Raw genomic sequence first — 18,785 nt, forward strand, 5'->3', positions numbered from 1 at the left:
CTGAGCCGTTACAAGCGGCCCGAGCCCACGGGCCGCTTGTAGCTCAATCCGCCGCGAACGCCACGGCGGCGTGCGCATGCAGCGCCGTCGTGTCGTAGACGTTCAGCGGCGAATCCTGTTCGCCGATCAGCAGCGTGATCTCGGTGCAGCCGAGGATCACGGCCTGCGCGCCGCGCTCGGCCAGCCGGCCGATGATGGCCGCGTAGGCGGCGCGCGAGGCGGCCTCGATCCGGCCGTGGCACAGCTCATCGTAGATCACGCGGTGCACCGTCTCGCGATCGTCGGCATCGGGCGTCAGCACCTCGATGCCGAAACGTTCGGCGAGCCGCTGCGCGTAGAACGGCAGTTCCATCGTGTAGCGCGTGCCGAGCAGGGCGACGCGGCGCACGCCGGCCGCCTGCAGCGCCGCGCCGGTCGGGTCGGCGATATGCAGGAACGGCAGCGTGACGGCCGCCTCGATCGCCTCGGCCACGCGGTGCATGGTGTTGGTGGTCAGCACGATGAGGTCCGCGCCGGCCGCCTGAAGCTGGCGCGCCGCGCCGGCCATCCGTTCGCCGAGCGCGTGCCAGTCCTGTTCGCGCTGCAAGGCCTCGATCTCGGCGAAATCGACCGTCACCAGCACGCTTTTCGCGTTGTGATGGCCGCCGTGCCGCGCCTTCGATTCGCGATTGATCAGCCGGTAATACTCCGCCGACGATTCCCAGCTCATGCCGCCGATCAGGCCGATCGTTTTCATGGATACTCCGTGCGTGTGGGTCGTGAGGTGCTGCCGAGTATAGGTCGCGGGCCGCCGCGGTGGCGGTACGGTTCGGGGCGGGAACGGCCGGTACGGATCGAGCGATCGGGCCATGACGGCGAAGGTTGATCGGGCGAGCGCGGCTGCCGTATGCTCGTGGCCTGACCACTCTGCGGCGCTTGCATGCGCAAGGACGGCTCCCATGCTGCACTACGACCCGGCTCACTGGATGGCGTTTTTCGGCATGGCCGTGCTGCTCAATATCGCGCCGGGGCCGGACATCGCGTTCATCCTCGGGCACACCGTTCGCAATGGCCGGCGGCACGGTTTCGCGGCCATGCTCGGCGTATGGAGCGGGGCGCTGTTCCATGTGGCGTGCGCGGCCGTGGGGCTGTCGGCGATCCTGTATGCGTCGGCCAGCCTGTTTCTGGCCGTCAAGTGGATCGGCGTGGGCTATCTGGCCTGGCTCGGCATCCAGTCGCTGCGCTCGAAGGGCGGCGCGCTCGAAATCCCGTCGCCCCCGCCGCGCACCGTCGCGCAGGTCTACCGGCAGGGCGTGCTGATCGACATCCTCAATCCGAAAGTGGCGATTTTCTTTCTCGCGCTGCTGCCGCAGTTCGTGGTGGCGGGCGCCGGCCCGGTACCGCTCCAGCTCGGCGTGCACGGCACGCTGATCATCGCCGTGGCGGCGCTGATCGAGCCGCCGCTGATCGTGCTCGGCGCCAGGCTCTCGCAGGGCCTGCGCGCCAACCGCCGCGTGTCGGCGTGGCTCGACCGGGCGCTCGGTGCGTTCTTCCTCGGGCTGGCCGCCAAACTGGCCGCGTTTCGGCACGGATAAACCGCTGATCCGGCCCCGCCGGCCGGTTTTGCCCACGCAGGCAAAATCGCAACGCGACAACACGGCGGCACTGTTTTTTTGTACAGTATCGCTACCTTGGATACGCCCGCCACGCCCCTCGATTCCGCTGATTCCGTTGCGCCGTCCGCCTCGCCGGGCGGCGTGGCGGCGTTCGCGCGCAAGATCATCCATCTCGATTGCGACTGCTTCTATGCGTCCGTCGAGATGCGCGACGATCCCTCGCTGCGCGGGCGGCCGCTCGCGGTCGGCGGCCGGCCCGACCGGCGCGGCGTGATCGCCACCTGCAATTACGAAGCGCGGCGCTTCGGCGTGCATTCGGCGATGTCGTCGGCGCTGGCCATGCGCAAGTGCCCGGGCTTGCTGATCATCCCGCCGTCGATGGAGAAATACCGCATCGCGTCGCGCGCCATCATGGATATCTACCGCGACTACACGCCCGAGGTCGAGCCGCTGTCGCTCGACGAGGCCTACCTCGACGTGAGCCGCGCCGAGCGCTGCCAGGGTAGCGCCACGCTGATCGCGCGCGAGATTCGCGAGCGCGTGCGCGACACGGTGGGGGTGACCGTCTCGGCCGGCGTCGCGCCGAACAAGTTCATCGCCAAGATCGCCTCCGACTGGAACAAGCCCGACGGCCTGTTCGTGGTGCGCCCGCCGCAGATCGACGCGTTCGTGGCCGCGCTGCCGGTGCGCAAGCTGTTCGGCGTGGGCCGCGTGACCGCCGCGAAGCTGGAGCGGCTCGGCATCGAGACCTGCGCGCAGTTGCGCGGCTGGTCGCAGATCGACCTGCATCGCGAATTCGGCTCGTTCGGCCGGCGGCTGTTCGAGCTGTCGCGCGGCATCGACGAGCGGCGCGTGCATGCCGATCGCGAGCGCAAGTCGGTCAGCGTCGAAAACACCTACGTGAGCGATCTGACCACGCCCGCGCAATGCGCCGAGGAGTTGCGCAAGCTCGTGGTCCAGCTCGACGCGCGGATTGCGCGCACCAATTCGCTGCGCACGATCCGCAAGCTGTTCGTGAAGATCCGTTTCGCCGATTTCCAGCGCACCACGGTCGAATGCGTGGCCGAGGCGACCGATGCCGATACTGCCGTGGCGCTGCTCGAAAAAGGGCTGGTGCGGCGGCAGCAGGCGGTGCGGCTGCTCGGCGTGGGCGTGCGTGTCGATGAGGATACGGCCGAGCGGCACGGCCAGATCGCGTTGTTCGGTGATGACGATGACGATGAAGGCGACGGCCAGGACGGCAACGGTGAGGATGAAGCGGGCGAGGGCATCGTCGCGCCTTGAGCCGAGCGCCCGGCTGCGGCCAATGAAAAACGGCGCTCACTGCGAAGTGAGCGCCGTCGTGCACCGGCAGCGCGTCAGTCGTGCGCCGCTGGTTCGGGGCCGTGCCGGCCTCAGTGCGCCGTCGCCGTCATGCCGTTGTGACGCAGCAGCGCGTCGATTTCCGGCTCGCGGCCGCGGAACGCCTTGAACGATTCCATCGCCGGGCGGCTGCCGCCCACTTCGAGGATCTCGCGGCGGTAGCGCGTGCCGGTGGCCGCGTCGAGCACGGTGCCGCCGGCTTTCGCCGCTTCCTCGAAGGCCGCGTACGCATCGGCCGACAGCACCTCGGCCCACTTGTAGCTGTAGTAGCCGGCCGCGTAACCGCCCGCGAAGATATGGCTGAACGTGTTCGGCCAGCGCGAGAACGGCGATTGCGGGATCACGTGGAAGCGCTCGTTGATGTCGCGCGCGAATTCCACCGCGCCCACCGTGCCGGCCGGATCGAAATCGATGTGCAGCAGCATGTCGTACATCGAGAACACGATCTGGCGCAGCGTGCCGAGGCCGCTCTGGAAGTTCTTCGCGGCCAGCATCTTGTCGAACAGCTCGCGCGGCAGCGACGCGCCCGATTCGACGTGCGAGGACATCGAGGTCAGCACGTCCCATTCCCAGCAGAAGTTCTCCATGAACTGCGACGGCAGTTCCACCGCATCCCATTCCACGCCGTTGATGCCCGACACGCCGAGTTCCTCGACGCGCGTCAGCATGTGATGCAGGCCGTGGCCGAACTCGTGGAACAGCGTGATCACTTCATCGTGCGTGAAGCAGGCGGGCTTGCCGCCGACCGGCGCCGAGAAGTTGCAGGTCAGGTAGGCCACCGGCGTCTGCACGCCCGTGGCGCGTTTGGCGCGGGTGCGAGCGTCGTCCATCCAGGCGCCGCCGCGCTTGCCTTCGCGTGCGTACAGGTCGAGGTAGAACTGGGCGACCAGCGTGCCGTCCGGGTTCTCGACGCGGAAGAAGCGCACGTCCGGATGCCAGACCGGCGCGTCGTCGCGGCGGATCTTCACGCCGAACAGCGTTTCGGTGACGGTGAACAGGCCTTGAAGCACGGCCGGCTCCGGGAAGTACTGCTTGACCTCGTTTTCCGAGAACGCGTAGCGTTGCTCGCGCAGCTTCTCGGCCGCGAACGCGATATCCCACGGCGCCAGTTCGCTCATGCCGAGCGTGCCCGAGGCGAACGCGCGCAGTTCTTCCCAGTCGCGCTCCGCGTGCGGACGCGCACGCACGGCCAGATCTTCGAGGAACGCGGTGACCTGGGCCGGCGATTCGGCCATCTTCGGCGCGAGCGAGACTTCCGCGAAGTTCGCGTAGCCGAGCATCTGCGCTTCCTCGCGGCGCAACGCGAGTGTTTCCGCGACGATCCTGGTGTTGTCCCATTCGGTCTTGCCGCCGCCGTATTGCGGGCCGAGTTCCGAGGCGCGCGTCACGTAGGCGCGGTACATCGTCTCGCGCATCGCGCGGTTTTCCGAGTATTGCAGCACCGGGAAATACGACGGGAAGTGCAGCGTGAATTTCCAGCCGTCCTTGCTTTCGCGCTGCGCCGCTTCGCGGGCGGCTTCGATCGCGTCGCCGGGCAGGCCGGCCAGTTCGGCTTCGGATTGCGCGTAGTACGCATAGCCGTTGGTCGCGTCGAGCACGTGGTCGGAGAACGCCTTCGACAGCGCGGCCTGCTGCTCCTGCAACTCGGCGAAGCGCGGCTTGCGATCTTCGGGCAGCTCCGCGCCGGACAGGCGGAAATCGCGCAGCGAGTTGTCGAGGATCTTGCGGCGCTCGGCCGACAGCGTGGCGTATTCGGCGCCGGCCGCGATCGCCTTGTACTTCTCGTAGAGCGCGAGGTTCTGGCCGACGCTCGACCAGAACTCGGTCACGCGCGGCAGGTTTTCGCCGTAGGTGGCGCGCAATTCGGGGGTGTCGGCGACGGCGTTCAGATGGCCGACGATGCCCCAGGCGCGGCCGAGCGGCTCGGTCACGCGCTCGACGGCTTCGACCACGTCGGCCCAGGTAGCCGGCGTGGCCGGATCGGCCGCGTGTTCGACGGTGCGCCCGGCTTGCTCGAGCAGCGCGTCGAGGGCGGGCGTGACATGGTCGGGACGAATCTCGCCGAAGCGGGGCAGGCCGGAGAAATCGAGAAGCGGATTGGCGTTGGCGCTGACGGACATGGGGCTCCCTGCGGGGTCGGATGGCGAATGAACGGCGCGGCTGCGTGGCCGCGGCATGTCGACATTATTGGGGCGGTGTTGCCGGTTTCCAATCGGAAGTTTCTAACGCGGCGATTGGAAACGGCAGGCAGCGTGCCGCCGAAGCGGCCGGCATGCTGCGTTTTGACGGGCCGCGCGCGGGAAAGATCCGAGCGCGGCCGCAAGGGCGGTGAGGCGTGAAGCGGGTACAGACAATACGTTATGACAGCGCGCGGCGCTCAGGCCGCCGCGTCGGCCGCGCGTTCGGCGGCTTCGAGCGTGTTGATCAGCAGCATCGTGATCGTCATCGGGCCGACGCCGCCGGGCACCGGCGTGATGAAGCCGGCCACTTCGCGCAGGCCGTCGAAATCGACGTCGCCGCACAGCTTGCCTTCGTCGTTGCGGTTCATGCCGACGTCGATCACCACGGCGCCAGGCTTGATCATGTCGGCCGTCAGCACGTTGCGCTTGCCGACCGCGGCCACCACCACGTCGGCCTGGCGCGTGTGGGCGGCGAGGTCGCGGGTCTTGCTGTGGCAGATCGTGACGGTCGCGCCGGCTTCGAGCAGCAGCATCGACATCGGCTTGCCGACGATGTTCGAGCGGCCGATCACCACCGCGTTGGCGCCGCTCAGATCGATGCCGTGCGCCTCGAACATCTTCATGACGCCGTATGGCGTGCACGGGCGGAACAGCGGCTTGCCCGTCATCAGCGCGCCGGCGTTGGCGACGTGGAAGCCGTCCACGTCCTTCTCGGGCGCGATCGCCTCGATCACCTTGTGGCTGTCGATATGGGCCGGCAGCGGCAGTTGCACGAGGATGCCGTGGATCAGCGGGTCGCGGTTCAGCGCGTCGATGTGCGCGAGCAGTTCGCCTTCGGACAGCGTGGCCGGGAACAGGTCCTTCTTCGAGTAGAAGCCGTTGTCCTGGCAGGCCTTGATCTTGTTGCGGACGTAGACCTCGCTCGCCGGGTTGTCGCCGACCAGGACGACCGCCAGGCCGGGGCGGTGGCCGCGTGCGGTCAGGGCCGCGGCGCGTTCGCCCGCTTGCGCGCGCAGGGTCTTGGAAAGGGCGTTGCCGTCGATCAGGGTGGCTGTCATGGTGAAATTCGGTCCGGATTGGGAAAGCGGGGGCGCGGCGAACGCGGTTCGGCCGCTGCAAGGCACGGAATTATACCCATCGCCTGTCGGGACCCGACATCGGGCAGCGCTGGCGCGCCATGACGAGGCGGCTGCCCAATGCAAAGCCGCGGCCTCCAGGCGGGGGCCGCGGCTTGATTGAGCTGCAGGCAGGGCGGGGCGGCCGCGCGGGCCGCCCCGCAGGCTTACGCCTGCTTCTTGGACAGCGCGAGACGCAACAGGTCGGCGACCGTGTTGACGTTGAGCTTTTCCATGATGTTGGCGCGGTGCGCCTCGACCGTCTTGATGCTGATGCCGAGATCGTCGGCGATCTGCTTGTTCAGGCGGCCGGCGATGATCCGTTCGAGCACCTGCTGCTCGCGCGCGGTCAGCTTCGACAGGCGTTCGGTCGCGGCGCGCTGCTCCAGCACGCTCTTGCTTTCGTTGCGGGCCTTGTCGAGCATGCGCTCGACGAGCTTGCGCAGCTCGGCTTCGTCGAACGGCTTCTCGATGAAATCCATCGCGCCCTTTTTCATCGTCGAGACCGCCATCGGCACGTCGCCGTGGCCCGTCACGAAAATGATCGGCAGCGCCGCGTTGTCGGCGATCAGGCGCTCCTGCAACTCCAGGCCGCTCATGCCGGACATGCGCACGTCGAGGATCAGGCAGGCGATCTGCCCGGCCTGCAACGCGGGCTGGTAGCCGTCGAGAAACTGCTCGGCGCTCGAGAAGCATTGCACGCGATAGCCGTTTGCCTCCAGCAGCCAGCGCAGCGAATCGCGCACGGCTTCGTCGTCGTCGACCACAAAGACGGTTTCCTGAGGGGTGGTGACTGGGCTATTCATATCTCTCCCGTAACAGTATGTGATGCCAGGCCGCCACGGCCGTGGTCCTCGGGTGCCCCGATGGGCAGACTGCAATGGAACGTCGCGCCGGAAACGCGGCCGTCCGCCTCGATATTGTTCACGACCCAGAGCCGCCCGCGGTGCGACTCGATGATCGAGCGACAGATGTTCAGCCCCATGCCCATGCCGTCGGACTTGGTGCTGTAGAACGGTTCGAACAGCCGCTCGGCGCTGGCTTCGTCGACGCCGGTGCCCTGGTCGATCACGCGGATGTCGACGAAACCGGCCTCGATGTCGGCGACCACGCGAATCACGCCGTCGGTGTTCGGATCCTTGACCTCGCCCATCGCCTCGGCCGCGTTCTTCATCAGGTTCATCAGCACCTGCTCGATCAGCACGGGGTCGACATAGATGATAGGCATTCTGGCGCGGATTTCGGTGACGATCCGGATCCGGCGCTTGCGTGCCTCGATTTCGGCGAGCCCGACCGCGTCGGCCACGATATCGGCCACGCGGGCGGCTTCGCGCTTCGGCTCGCTGCGTTTGACGAACTCGCGGATGCGTTTGACGATCATGCCTGCACGCAGCGCTTGCTGGGCGGTTTTTTCGAGTGCCGGCAGCAGGGTTTCGGCGGTGCCGCGCCCGCTCTTGACCAGCGCCACCGTGCCCGAGCAGTAATTGTTGATCGCGGCGAGCGGCTGGTTCAGTTCGTGGGCGATCGACGAGGCCATTTCGCCCATCGTCATCAGCCGGCTCGTGAACTGCAGCTTTTCTTCCTGCTGGTGCGCCAGTTCCTGCGCCTTCTTGCGGGTGGTGATGTCGGTCGCGATCTGCATCTGCGCGAGGTGGCCGTCCACCCACTGGATGTACTGGCGGCGCACCTCGAACCATTTCTGGATGCTTTCGACGTACACCTCCTGCGCGTCGGCCGTGCTTTCGGTGAGCGCGGTGGCGGGCAGGCCGGCGAAGGCGTCAACCAGGTCGATCGAATCGGAGGACGCCTGGGTGCTGTCGAAGCCGCCGCCCGACAGTTCGAGGTGGCCGTCGGGGCGGATGCCGAACAGGTGGCGGTAATAGCGGTTCGCGAACAGCAGCTCGGCCTCGTCGGCGGCCAGCACCGAGACGGCCGCGTCGAGGCTTTCGAGCACCGTCGTGAAGCGTTCGTGCGCGGCGGCCAGCTCCTCGCGGGCGCGCTTGGGCTCGGTGATGTCGGTCATCGACGACATCCAGCCGGTCTGGCGGCCCGAGCTGTCGATCAGCGGCGACACGTACAGCCGCGCGTGGAACATCGAGCCATCCTTGCGGCGCACGCGCAGCTCGAAACCCGAGGAGGGCGCCTTGCCACGCAGCGTCATGTCCACCTGGCGTTGCATTTCCGGGTAGGCGTCGCGCGGCCAGTACGGGAACGGCGGGACCTTGCCGACCAGATCGGCCTCGTCCCAGCCGGTCATGCGGCAGAACGCCGGGTTCACGTGGGTGATGCGGCCGTGCATGTCGAGCACGCGCATGCCGATCAGCACCGAATTTTCCATCGCGCGGCGGAAGAACGCCTCGGCGTACAGCGCCTGCTGCGCCTCGAAACGTTGCCGTGTGTGCTTCCACAGGCTCCACAGGCTCCACAACACGAAACACGACAGGCCGGCCACGAGCCAGACGAGCGTGTTGTTCGTCAGGTTCGTCATCTGCGGGTACGAATAGACGCGTACCGTCAGGCCCTGGCCCGGCGGATCGAGCGGCAGATCGTAATGGGCGTCGCGCGGCAGGCGCGGGCGCGAGGAGGTGGAGGCCAGCTCGCGGTTGTTGACGTCGGTGATCGAGATCTTGTACTTGGCCGACAGCTCGGGCGGGATGTCGTGCTTGAGAATGCCCTCGACCGAGAACACGGCGGCGATCGAGCCGAGGTATTCGCGGTCGCGCGTGACCGGAGTTTGCAGCGTCACGAAGCCGTTGCCGAAATCGTCGTAGGCGATCGCCGAGTAGGCCTGGCGGCGCGTTTCGCGCGCTTCGGCATAGCCGCCGCGCACGATCTCGGCCAGTTGCGCGTCGTTCGGGCGCGACAGCCGCTGGCCGAGCGCGGGCAACTGCATGTCGGGCCAGCGCGGCGTGCCGGCCGGCATGTACCAGTTGACGTAGAGGATTTCGGGGTGCGCCTGCATCACGTCGCCGGCCGCGGCCTGGAAGCCGCTGACATTGATGCGACCGAGCGCCAGGTCGCGCGAGAACGCCTGCAGTTGTTCCTGGGCGCTCGTCATCGACAGGCGGATCTGCTGCTGCGCCCAGGCGACGTTGCGATAGAGGGTGTCTTCCTGCTGCTGCTGCTCGCGGCGGTTGAGGCTCCAGAGGATCAGGCTCATCACCACCAGAAACACCAGGATCGACAGCAGCGGCGTCAATAGATAGGAGTTGGACCACCACGGTCCGTGGTGCCAGCGGGACGGCTGCGAATCGGCCGGGGCACCGGACGCTCGCGCCGAGCGAGTAAAGAGCCGATCGGTCAACATGGCACGCATTGTAGCGCAGCGCCATGCCGACAAAACGGTGTGCCGCATTGTTGAACTGAAAGCGAAATTTGTCGCGCCTGCGTCATTCTTCATAGGTGCGGCGCAGCATTATTTCGCATTATGAGAAACAATCTCACCAACCGAAAATTTTGTTGCATCGGCCCGCGCAGCCTCCGTACAATCCGCCGGGAGCTTGCCGCAGCCGGTCGAATCGCGTCGTCTGCACGCAGCGCAATCCTCACACTCAGGACTCAGGAGACGAGCATGTCCGCCGTACCCAATGAAGTGATGAAGTATGTTGCCGCCGAGCACGACGAAGACGCTCAGGAAACCGTCGAATGGCTCGAAGCGCTGGACGGCGTGATTTCGTCCGTCGGTCCTGGCCGCGCGCACTACCTCATCGAGAAGCAGATCGAATTTGCCCGCATGAACGGCGAGCATCTGCCGTTCTCCGCGAACACCCCGTACATCAACACGATCCCCGTCGGCCAGCAGGCCAAGAACCCGGGCGACCAGGATCTCGAGCACCGCATCCGTTCGTACACGCGCTGGAACGCGCTGGCGATGGTGCTGCGCGCCGGCAAGGACACCAACGTGGGCGGTCACATCGCCTCGTTCGCCTCGGCCGCGACGCTCTACGACGTCGGCTACAACCACTTCTGGCACGCCCCGTCGGCCGAACACGGCGGCGATCTGATCTTCGTGCAGGGCCACTCGTCGCCGGGCGTCTACTCGCGCGCGTTCCTGCTCGGCCGTCTGTCGGAAAACCAGCTCGACAACTTCCGTCAGGAAGTGGGCGGCAACGGCATCTCGTCGTATCCGCACCCGTGGCTGATGCCCGATTTCTGGCAGTTCCCGACCGTCTCGATGGGCCTCGGCCCGATCATGGCGATCTATCAGGCCCGCTTCATGAAGTACATGGAAGCGCGCGGCATCGCCAAGACGCAAGGCCGCAAGGTCTGGGCCTTCCTCGGCGACGGCGAGACCGACGAGCCGGAATCGCTCGGCGCGATCGGCATGGCCAGCCGCGAACGCCTCGACAACCTGGTGTTCGTGATCAACTGCAACCTGCAGCGTCTGGACGGCCCGGTGCGCGGCAACGGCAAGATCATCCAGGAACTGGAATCGGAATTCCGCGGCGCCGGCTGGAACGTCATCAAGATCGTCTGGGGCAGCCGCTGGGATTCGCTGCTCGCGCGCGACAAGACGGGCGCGTTGATGCGCCGCATGATGGAGGTGGTCGACGGCGAGTACCAGACGTACAAGTCGGAATCGGGCGCGTATGTCCGTGAACACTTCTTCAACTCGCCGGAACTGAAGGCGCTGGTCGCCGACTGGTCCGACGACGACATCTGGAACCTGAACCGCGGCGGTCACGATCCGCACAAGATCTACGCGGCGTTCCACGAGGCCAGCAATTCGAAGGGCCAGCCGACGGTCATCCTGGCGAAGACCATCAAGGGCTACGGGATGGGCGAGGCCGGTCAGGCCATGAACATCACCCACCAGCAGAAGAAGCTGCCGGTCGAGCAACTGAAGCGCTTCCGCGACCAGTTCCGCCTGCCGATCGCCGACGACGTGATCGCCGACGTGCCTTACCTGAAGTTCGAGGAAGGCTCGAAGGAACTCGAATACATGCGCGCGCACCGCCAGGCGCTCGGCGGCTACCTGCCGCAGCGCCGCCAGAAGGCGGAATCGCTGCCGGTGCCGATGCTCGAGGCGTTCGAACCGCTGCTCAAGGGCACCGGCGAAGGGCGCGAGATTTCCACCACGATGTCGTTCGTGCGGATCCTGAACATCCTGCTGAAGGACAAGGCGCTGGGCAAGCGCGTGGTGCCGATCGTCCCGGATGAATCGCGCACGTTCGGCATGGAAGGCCTGTTCCGCCAGATCGGCATCTGGAATCAGCAAGGCCAGAAGTACGTGCCGGAAGATTCCGATCAACTGATGTTCTACAAGGAATCGGAAACCGGCCAGATCCTGCAGGAAGGCATCAACGAAGCAGGCGGCATGTGCGACTGGATCGCGGCGGCAACGTCGTATTCCACGCACAACGAGATCATGGTGCCGTTCTACATCTTCTATTCGATGTTCGGCTTCCAGCGGATCGGCGATCTGGCCTGGGCCGCGGGCGACATGCGTTCGCGCGGCTTCCTGCTCGGCGGCACCGCCGGCCGGACCACGCTGAACGGCGAAGGCCTGCAGCACGAAGACGGACACTCGCTGCTGTGGGCGGCTTCGGTGCCGAACTGCGTCAGCTATGACCCGACGTTCGGCTATGAACTGGCCGTGATCATCCAGAACGGTCTGCAACGCATGGTCGCGGATCAGGAAGATGTGTACTACTACATCACCGTGATGAACGAGAACTACGAGCACCCGGCGATTCCGCAGGGCGAGCACGTGGCTGCCGACATCATCAAGGGCATGTATTCGTTCAAGAAGGCCGACGCCGATGCGAAGGCGCCGCGCGTGCAACTGCTCGGCGCGGGCACGATCTTCAACGAAGTGATTGCCGCCGCCGCCCTGCTCAAGAACGACTGGGGCGTCGCCGCCGACCTCTGGAGCGTGCCGAGCTTCACCGAACTGGCCCGCGAAGGTCACGAAGTCGAGCGCTGGAACCTGCTGAACCCGACCGAAGAGCGTCGCCAGTCGCATGTCCAGAAGCTGCTGAAGGACACGCAAGGCCCGGTGATCGCCTCGACCGACTACGTGCGCGCCCTGGTCGATCAGATCCGCGGTCAGGTCGAACGCCGCTTCGTCGTGCTCGGCACCGACGGCTACGGCCGTTCGGACACCCGCGCTGCGCTGCGCCACTTCTTCGAAGTGGATCGCTACTGGGTGACCGTCGCCGCGCTGAACGCGCTGGCCGACGAAGGCACGATCGATCGCAAGGTCGTGGCCGAGGCGATCAAGAAGTACGACCTCGACCCGTCCAAGCCCAACCCGATGACGGTTTAACGCAATCGTGCCATGTGACGCCGCGCAAGCCCGCCAGGGTGCGCGCGGCCCAGGAGACACTTACAGATGAGTCAAGCGATCGAAGTCAAGGTGCCGGATATCGGCGATTTCAACGAAATTCCCGTCATCGAGGTGCTGGTCAAGGTTGGCGACAAGGTCGAGAAGGAGCAATCGCTCGTCACGCTCGAGTCGGACAAGGCGACCATGGACGTGCCCAGCTCGGAAGCGGGCACGGTCAAGGAAGTGAAGGTCAAGGTCGGCGACAACGTGTCGGAAGGCACGCTGATCGTGATCCTCGAAGGCGATGCGGGCGAAGCGAAGGCCGAAGCGCCGAAGCAGGAGCCGAAGCAGGAAGCCGCGCCGGCCGAGGCGCCGAAGCAGGCCGCCGCGCAAGCCGCGCCGGCCGCCGGCGGCGGCACGATCGAGGTGAAGGTGCCGGATATCGGCGACTTCAAGGGCATTCCGGTCATCGAGATCGGCGTGAAGGTCGGCGACAAGGTCGAGAAGGAGCAATCGCTCGTCACGCTCGAATCCGACAAGGCGACCATGGACGTGCCGAGCCCGGCCGCCGGCGTCGTCAAGGAAATCTTGGTCAAGCTCGGTGACAACGTGTCGGAAGGCACGCTGATCGTCGTGCTCGAAGGCGGCGAAGGCGCACCGGCTGCTGCCGCGCCGAAGGCCGAGGCCCCGAAGGCGGAAGCGCCGAAGGCCGCACCGGCGCAAGCCGAATCGAAGCCGGCCGCCGCCGCGCAGGCGTCCGCGCCGGCGCCGGCCCCCGCTTCGAGCGGCAAGGCCAGCCATGCTTCGCCGTCGGTGCGCAAGTTCGCGCGCGAACTGGGCGTGGATGTCGGCAGCGTGGGCGGCACCGGTCCGAAGGGCCGCATCACGAAGGAAGACATCACGTCGTTCGTGAAGGGCGTGATGACGGGGCAGCGCGCACCGGCAGCCGCCGCTGCGGCGCCGGCGGGCGGTGGCGAGCTGAACCTGCTGCCGTGGCCGAAGATCGACTTCACGAAGTTCGGTCCGGTTGAAGCGCAGCCGCTTTCCCGCATCAAGAAGATCTCGGGCGCGAACCTGCATCGCAACTGGGTCATGATCCCGCACGTCACGAACAACGACGAAGCGGACATCACCGATCTCGAAGCGCTGCGCGTGCAGTTGAACAAGGAAAACGAAAAGTCCGGCGTGAAGTTCACGATGCTGGCGTTCGTGATCAAGGCCGTGGTCGCGGCGCTGAAGAAGTTCCCGAACTTCAACGCGAGCCTCGATGGCGACAACCTGATCCTCAAGCAGTACTTCCACATCGGTTTCGCGGCCGATACGCCGAACGGCCTGGTGGTGCCGGTGATTCGCGACGCGGACAAGAAGGGCCTCGCCGACATCGCCAAGGAAATGGCGGATCTGTCGAAGGCGGCCCGCGACGGCAAGCTGAAGCCGGACCAGATGCAAGGCGGCTGCTTCTCGATCTCGTCGCTGGGCGGCATCGGCGGCACGCACTTCACGCCGATCGTCAACGCGCCGGAAGTCGCGATCCTCGGCCTGTCGCGCGGTGCGATGAAGCCGGTGTGGGACGGCAAGCAGTTCGTGCCGCGTCTGACCTTGCCGATGTCGCTGTCCTACGATCACCGCGTGATCGACGGCGCGGCGGCGGCGCGTTTCAACGCATACCTCGCGTCGATCCTCGGCGATTTCCGCCGCGTGATTCTCTGATCCCCGACGGTCGCCTGGCCGGCATGCGGTGCGCTTTCGAAGCGCCGCGCGGCCGGCCGGGCGCCTCGTGCGGTCGGCGGTAGCCCATACAATCAGGGGACAGTTCATGAGTCTCATCGAAGTGAAAGTGCCGGACATCGGCGATTTCAAGGAAATTCCCGTCATCGAAGTGCTGGTGAAGGCGGGCGACACGGTCGAGAAGGAGCAATCCCTCGTCACGCTCGAATCGGACAAGGCGACGATGGATGTGCCGAGCTCGGAAGCCGGCGTCGTCAAGGAAGTGAAGGTCAAGGTCGGCGACAACGTGTCGGAAGGCACGCTGATCGTGGTGCTCGAAGGCGCAGCAGCGGCCGCGGCACCGGCCAAGGCCGCCGAAAAACCGGCTGAGAAGCCGGCGGACAAGCCTGCCGAGAAGGCCGCTCCGGCGGCTGCGCCGCAGGCGGGCAGCTACTCGGGCAGCGCCGACATCGAATGCGACATGCTCGTGCTCGGCGCCGGCCCCGGCGGCTATTCGGCAGCGTTCCGCGCGGCCGACCTCGGCATGAAGACGGTGCTGGTCGAGCGTTATGCGACGCTCGGCGGCGTGTGCCTGAACGTCGGTTGCATCCCGTCGAAGGCGCTGCTGCACACGGCGCTGGTGGTCGAGGAAGCGGCGGCGCTGGCCGATCACGGCATCTCGTTCGGCAAGCCCGAAGTCAACCTCGACAAGCTGCGCGACTTCAAGTCGGGCGTGGTCGGCAAGCTGACCGGCGGCCTGGCCGGCATGGCGAAGGCCCGCAAGGTCGAAGTCGTGACGGGCCTCGGCACGTTCGTCGATCCGTACCACATGGAAGTGCAGGGCGAGAACGGCAAGAAGGTCGTCAAGTTCAAGCAGGCGATCATCGCGGCCGGTTCGCAGCCGGTGAAGCTGCCGTTCATGCCGGAAGATCCGCGCGTGGTCGATTCGACCGGCGCGCTCGAACTGCGCCAGTTGCCCAAGCGCATGCTCGTGATCGGCGGCGGCATCATCGGCCTCGAAATGGCCACCGTCTACTCGACGCTCGGCGCCGAGATCGACGTGGTCGAAATGATGGACGGCCTGATGATGGGCGCGGACCGCGATCTCGTGAAGGTCTGGGAGAAGTACAACGCGAAGCGTTTCGGCAACGTCATGCTGAAGACGAAGACGGTGGGCGCCGAAGCGAAGGAAGACGGCATCTACGTCAAGTTCGAAGGCGAGAAGGCGCCGGCCGAAGCGCAGCGCTACGACCTGGTGCTGGTCGCCGTGGGCCGCAGCCCGAACGGCAAGAAGATCGGTGCCGACAAGGCGGGCGTGACGGTGACGGATCGCGGCTTCATCGAAGTCGACAAGCAGTTGCGCACCAACGTGCCGCACATCTTCGCGATCGGCGACATCGTCGGCCAGCCGATGCTGGCGCACAAGGCCGTGCATGAAGGCCACGTGGCAGCCGAAGCGGCGCATGGCGAGAAGTCGTATTTCGACGCGCTGCAGATTCCGTCGGTGGCCTACACCGATCCGGAAGTGGCGTGGGCCGGCAAGACCGAAGACCAGTGCAAGGCCGAAGGCATCAAGTACGGCAAGGCGGTGTTCCCGTGGGCCGCATCGGGCCGCGCGATCGCGAACGGCCGTGATGAAGGTTTCACGAAGCTGCTGTTCGACGAGGAAACGCATCGCGTGATCGGCGGCGGTATCGTCGGCCTGAATGCGGGCGACCTGATCAGCGAAGTCTGCCTCGCGGTGGAGATGGGCGCGGACGCCGAGGACATCGGCAAGACGATCCATCCGCACCCGACGCTGGGCGAATCGGTCGGGATGGCCGCCGAGTTGTACGAAGGCGTGTGTACCGACCTGCCGCCGGTGCGCAAGAAGAAGTAAGCGCCGCGTGCGTGCTCCGGCCTGCGGGCCGGGCGCGTTGCGGGCAGTACGGCCCCGTTCCGGTTCGTCCGGGCGGGGCCGTTTTCGTTGGGGCGTGCGTCAGCCGGACATGGGCGACAGGCGAAAAAAAACCGCGCGGCTGCGCGGTTTTTCCGTTGCGGCCCGAGGTTCGGGGCCGCTCGACGGTGTGACTTTGAAACTCAGGCCTTCGCAGCCGGTCGGCGTGCGGCGGCGGCCGTGGCGGCCTTCGTAGCGACGGCGGCAGCGGCGTTGAAGTTCGATTCGGCGATTTCGACCGCTTGCTTCGTGGCCTTGTGCACCGTTTCGTACGACGTGTTGACGGCGTTGATCGCCGACTTCAGCGCGGCGACAGCCGTTTCCGAACCGGCCGGGGCGTTCTTCGCGACGTTGTCGACGAGTGCCTGGACCTTGCGGTTGTGATCTTCGTACTGCGCTTCGGCAACCTTCGCGAACTCGGCTTGGGCCGACGTGGCGATGTCATACAGGTGACGACCGTAGGCCAGGGCCTTTTCAGCGGCCGGCTGGGCCAGGCTGGCTTGCAGTGCGACCAGTTCTTGCGCGTCCTTGATCGACAGCGCGCGCTGCACGTTTTCCTGGCTTTCCGCGAGCGTCGACTTCACGACTTGCACGTTCAATTCGATCAGCTTTTCGACGCTTTCGAAGGCCTTGGTCGTCAAGCCGAACAGGCTTTCGAGGTTGGCTTTCTGGGCGGCGGCGATTTGTTCCGGGGTCAGCACGGACATGTCAGGCTCCTGAATGACGATCGCGGCTAGGTGGCGATCGCGTGAGTGAATGGCTCAACTTAGAAGGCACAAACGGTATGCGATGTCTGGCGCAATGCGTTGGTGCATCGCAACAACGGTTCCCATTTTAGGGCGTCCACAGCGCTTGTCAAGCGCTATTTGTGCGCTGCACAAAATTGCAATTCTTACGGAAAAACAAAGGCTTGGATCGTTTCATATGGAATCGGTTTCGGTACGCGAACTGTCACACCGTGATCACATGTCACGTGTGCATCTGCACCATCCGAGGTCGGTGCAGATTGCGCCGGGGGCGGGGGTTTGGGGGTTTACCTCGCTCAACTCAGGTAAACCGAAACGGCAGATGGAACGTTTGCTATGCATCCCGGTCGAAAAACGCCATTCATGTGCGCGATCCAGGTTGCCGCTGTCGGGCTGGTGGCCGACCTGCTCCAAGCAGGCTGTTCCGGTTCGTGCTACAAGCTCTTTCTGTTTTCCCGCTGCAATCCGTTGTCGCGGTGCCGTTATACCGGGTATTCGGCCGGTGCCCCGTTGCAGGCAGGGTGTGGCCGCCATTGGTTTTCTCGATGGAAATGGGAGGGTGATTGCCTCAAAGCAATCAACTCTTACAATCCGGTTTAACGAAAGCCGGTAAGTGCCTAAAATTGCTTATTTTTTCTGGTTTTACTACACTTGCGGAAACCTCCCGCCGCTCTGCTCAGACCCCAATGAAAGTCTCACTGTTCTCGCCGCTGAAGATGATGCACGGCGCGGCCCTCGGCACCGCGGTGTCGGTGGCCGTCTCGATGCTCGTCGCGTCGGCCGCCGTCGTGCCTGTCGACGCGCTGGCCGCGACCGCCAAAACCCATCCATCCTCGAAAGCCGCCAAGCCTGTCGCCACCGCGAAGGGCAAGAAGCGCACCGTCGCCGCGCAGAAGAAAACCGCGCGCGTCGCCGCCGCCGAGCCGCACAAGGGCCGCAAGCGCGTGACGCTGGCCGCCGTGCCGGGCCGCCATCACGGCGCAGTGCGCCGCGTGGCGTTCGAGCCGCGCCAGACTCAGGCTTTCGGCCTGCACGAGGCGCCCGATGCGCTCGCGCTGCGTTCGAGCGTGGCCTACGTGGTCGATCAGGGCACCTCGGAGCCGCTGTTCGACAAGAATTCGCACTCGGTGGTGCCGATCGCTTCCATTTCGAAGCTGATGACCGCGATGGTCGTGCTCGATTCGAAGGCGCCGCTCACCGAGCAGATCGAGGTCACCGATGAAGACCGCGATTACGAGAAGGGCACCGGTTCGCGACTGTCCGTGGGGTCGGTCCTGTCGCGCGAAGACATGCTGCACATCGCGCTGATGGCGTCGGAAAACCGCGCCGCGGCGGCGCTGTCGCGCTACTACCCGGGCGGTCGTCCGGCATTCATCGCGGCGATGAATGCCAAGGCGAAGGCGCTCGGCATGGCCGATACGCATTTCGAGAACTCGACGGGTCTGACGGTTCTGAACGTATCGAGCGCGCGTGACCTCGTGAAGATGATCGATGCGGCTTACCAATATCCGCTGATCCGCCGTTTCTCGACCGATCACACCTATACGGTGTTCACCGGCAAGCGTTCGCTGGTCTACAACAGCACGAATGCGCTGGTGCGCAATCCGTCGTGGGATATCGGCGTGCAGAAGACGGGTTTCATCAACGAAGCCGGCGAATGCCTCGTGATGCAGACCACCGTGCACGGCCGTCCGATCGTGATGGTGCTGCTCGATTCGTTCGGCAAATACTCGCGTACGGCCGATGCGGTGCGCGTGCGCAACTGGCTCGACGCCGGCGGCGGCGAGCGCCTGACGGCCGCCAACACGGCTACCGGCGGCACCTGATCGCTCATCTGCTTCGCCATGAAAAAGCCCCGCAGTTGCGGGGCTTTTGC

Annotated in this window: 13 protein-coding genes; 7 read left to right on the plus strand and 6 right to left on the minus strand. The window is 65.7% G+C overall.

The genetic code is table 11. From position 1 onward, the window contains the following. Positions 1 to 43: 43 nt before the first annotated feature. Positions 44 to 736: an aspartate/glutamate racemase family protein gene (locus AB4851_RS22040; RefSeq protein WP_414451444.1), complete on the minus strand. Its 693-nt coding sequence runs from the start codon at positions 734 to 736 to the stop codon at positions 44 to 46. A 202-nt stretch (positions 737 to 938) separates the two neighbouring features. Here AB4851_RS22040 and AB4851_RS22045 point away from each other — a divergent pair, with 202 nt between their 5' ends. Both AB4851_RS22045 and dinB read left to right on the plus strand, forming a co-directional pair. Beyond that, positions 939 to 1,574 (plus strand): LysE family translocator, encoded by a 636-nt coding sequence (locus tag AB4851_RS22045; RefSeq protein ID WP_414451445.1) that lies wholly within the window; start codon positions 939 to 941, stop codon positions 1,572 to 1,574. A 162-nt stretch (positions 1,575 to 1,736) separates the two neighbouring features. Next, on the plus strand, positions 1,737 to 2,879 hold the full coding sequence (gene dinB / locus AB4851_RS22050; protein ID WP_414451913.1) for a DNA polymerase IV: 1,143 nt from the start codon (positions 1,737 to 1,739) through the stop codon (positions 2,877 to 2,879). A gap of 110 nt (positions 2,880 to 2,989) precedes the next feature. Here the strand turns inward: dinB and AB4851_RS22055 are convergent, their stop codons facing one another. The 4 genes from AB4851_RS22055 to fixL all read right to left on the minus strand — a co-directional run bounded on the left by AB4851_RS22055 (position 2,990) and on the right by fixL (position 9,559). After that, a complete protein-coding gene (locus tag AB4851_RS22055) occupies positions 2,990 to 5,077 on the minus strand; it encodes a M3 family metallopeptidase (RefSeq protein ID WP_414451446.1) in 2,088 nt (695 codons plus the stop codon). Positions 5,078 to 5,334: 257 nt separating this feature from the next. Continuing rightward, positions 5,335 to 6,195: a bifunctional methylenetetrahydrofolate dehydrogenase/methenyltetrahydrofolate cyclohydrolase FolD gene (folD, locus tag AB4851_RS22060; RefSeq protein ID WP_414442533.1), complete on the minus strand. Its 861-nt coding sequence runs from the start codon at positions 6,193 to 6,195 to the stop codon at positions 5,335 to 5,337. A gap of 224 nt (positions 6,196 to 6,419) precedes the next feature. Further along, complete coding sequence (gene fixJ / locus AB4851_RS22065; RefSeq protein WP_414442532.1) at positions 6,420 to 7,058, minus strand: oxygen response regulator transcription factor FixJ; 639 nt, start codon at positions 7,056 to 7,058, stop codon at positions 6,420 to 6,422. Continuing rightward, positions 7,055 to 9,559 (minus strand): oxygen sensor histidine kinase FixL, encoded by a 2,505-nt coding sequence (gene fixL / locus AB4851_RS22070; protein WP_414442531.1) that lies wholly within the window; start codon positions 9,557 to 9,559, stop codon positions 7,055 to 7,057. Before fixL ends, fixJ begins: the two co-directional genes overlap by 4 nt. Between fixL and AB4851_RS22075 the strand changes: the two genes are divergently transcribed. The 4 genes from AB4851_RS22075 (at position 9,558) to lpdA (ending at position 16,106) form a co-directional block, all read left to right on the plus strand. Beyond that, positions 9,558 to 9,683: a hypothetical protein gene (locus tag AB4851_RS22075; RefSeq protein WP_414442530.1), complete on the plus strand. Its 126-nt coding sequence runs from the start codon at positions 9,558 to 9,560 to the stop codon at positions 9,681 to 9,683. The two genes, fixL and AB4851_RS22075, sit on opposite strands and share 2 nt — an antisense overlap. Before the next feature lie 140 nt (positions 9,684 to 9,823). Then, a complete protein-coding gene (aceE, locus tag AB4851_RS22080) occupies positions 9,824 to 12,520 on the plus strand; it encodes a pyruvate dehydrogenase (acetyl-transferring), homodimeric type (protein WP_414442529.1) in 2,697 nt (898 codons plus the stop codon). A 66-nt stretch (positions 12,521 to 12,586) separates the two neighbouring features. Next, positions 12,587 to 14,230 (plus strand): dihydrolipoyllysine-residue acetyltransferase, encoded by a 1,644-nt coding sequence (aceF, locus tag AB4851_RS22085; protein ID WP_414451447.1) that lies wholly within the window; start codon positions 12,587 to 12,589, stop codon positions 14,228 to 14,230. Between the two features lie 106 nt (positions 14,231 to 14,336). Further along, positions 14,337 to 16,106 (plus strand): dihydrolipoyl dehydrogenase, encoded by a 1,770-nt coding sequence (gene lpdA / locus AB4851_RS22090; RefSeq protein ID WP_414451448.1) that lies wholly within the window; start codon positions 14,337 to 14,339, stop codon positions 16,104 to 16,106. Between the two features lie 200 nt (positions 16,107 to 16,306). Here lpdA and AB4851_RS22095 read toward each other — a convergent pair whose 3' ends face one another. Next, positions 16,307 to 16,870: a phasin family protein gene (locus AB4851_RS22095; RefSeq protein WP_414442526.1), complete on the minus strand. Its 564-nt coding sequence runs from the start codon at positions 16,868 to 16,870 to the stop codon at positions 16,307 to 16,309. A gap of 725 nt (positions 16,871 to 17,595) precedes the next feature. Here AB4851_RS22095 and pbpG point away from each other — a divergent pair. Beyond that, a complete protein-coding gene (gene pbpG / locus AB4851_RS22100; protein WP_414451449.1) occupies positions 17,596 to 18,735 on the plus strand; it encodes a D-alanyl-D-alanine endopeptidase in 1,140 nt (379 codons plus the stop codon). The last annotated feature ends 50 nt before the right edge of the window (positions 18,736 to 18,785 follow it).

This window comes from Burkholderia sp. 22PA0099, from assembly GCF_047497165.1.
In the GTDB taxonomy this organism is placed as follows: Bacteria; Pseudomonadota; Gammaproteobacteria; order Burkholderiales; family Burkholderiaceae; genus Burkholderia.

What these genes read in the sequence shown, in the direction of transcription:
- fixJ (WP_414442532.1), bottom strand. Translation starts at nt 7,058, where the DNA reads ATGAATAGCCCAGTCACCACCCCTCAGGAAACCGTCTTTGTGGTCGAC.
- pbpG (WP_414451449.1), top strand. Translation starts at nt 17,596, where the DNA reads ATGAAAGTCTCACTGTTCTCGCCGCTGAAGATGATGCACGGCGCGGCC.
- AB4851_RS22095 (WP_414442526.1), bottom strand. Translation starts at nt 16,870, where the DNA reads ATGTCCGTGCTGACCCCGGAACAAATCGCCGCCGCCCAGAAAGCCAAC.
- AB4851_RS22045 (WP_414451445.1), top strand. Translation starts at nt 939, where the DNA reads ATGCTGCACTACGACCCGGCTCACTGGATGGCGTTTTTCGGCATGGCC.
- AB4851_RS22040 (WP_414451444.1), bottom strand. Translation starts at nt 736, where the DNA reads ATGAAAACGATCGGCCTGATCGGCGGCATGAGCTGGGAATCGTCGGCG.
- aceE (WP_414442529.1), top strand. Translation starts at nt 9,824, where the DNA reads ATGTCCGCCGTACCCAATGAAGTGATGAAGTATGTTGCCGCCGAGCAC.
- AB4851_RS22075 (WP_414442530.1), top strand. Translation starts at nt 9,558, where the DNA reads ATGGCACGCATTGTAGCGCAGCGCCATGCCGACAAAACGGTGTGCCGC.
- AB4851_RS22055 (WP_414451446.1), bottom strand. Translation starts at nt 5,077, where the DNA reads ATGTCCGTCAGCGCCAACGCCAATCCGCTTCTCGATTTCTCCGGCCTG.
- lpdA (WP_414451448.1), top strand. Translation starts at nt 14,337, where the DNA reads ATGAGTCTCATCGAAGTGAAAGTGCCGGACATCGGCGATTTCAAGGAA.
- aceF (WP_414451447.1), top strand. Translation starts at nt 12,587, where the DNA reads ATGAGTCAAGCGATCGAAGTCAAGGTGCCGGATATCGGCGATTTCAAC.
- fixL (WP_414442531.1), bottom strand. Translation starts at nt 9,559, where the DNA reads ATGTTGACCGATCGGCTCTTTACTCGCTCGGCGCGAGCGTCCGGTGCC.
- folD (WP_414442533.1), bottom strand. Translation starts at nt 6,195, where the DNA reads ATGACAGCCACCCTGATCGACGGCAACGCCCTTTCCAAGACCCTGCGC.